This window comes from Stenotrophomonas sp. SrG, from assembly GCF_050031795.1.
Classification (GTDB): Bacteria; Pseudomonadota; Gammaproteobacteria; order Xanthomonadales; family Xanthomonadaceae; genus Stenotrophomonas; species Stenotrophomonas rhizophila_A.
In genome coordinates, this window is the sequence record NZ_JBNBBE010000629.1 from 1 (window position 1) to 250 (window position 250).

At 66.0% G+C, this 250-nt stretch carries 2 pseudogenes; both read right to left on the bottom strand.

What is annotated here, in order from left to right:
* Positions 1-142 (bottom strand): annotated as a pseudogene (locus tag ACQG3P_RS21110) (NADH-quinone oxidoreductase subunit F); the annotation flags it as partial.
* 6 nt (positions 143-148) lie between these two features.
* A pseudogene (locus tag ACQG3P_RS21115) lies at positions 149-250 on the bottom strand (NAD(P)H-dependent oxidoreductase subunit E); the annotation flags it as partial.

Consider the following 250-nt stretch of genomic DNA (forward strand, 5'->3'; position numbering starts at 1 on the left):
TCTTGCGCAGGGCGGCATAGCCACCGGTCTTGAGGTAGTTCTCGCACGACCACGGGGTGTCGTAGTGCAAGGTGGTGAAGACCACCTGGTGCGGCAGCGGTGCGGGACCGACCGGGCCCTGGGGTGCGTGATGATGTGCCATGTCTGACTCCAACCCGTCCAGCAGCTCGTCGACTTGCTCGACGGTCTGGCGCTCGTGGTAATGGCCGTTGATGACCAGCATCGGCGCACCGGCGCAGCCGGCCAGGCA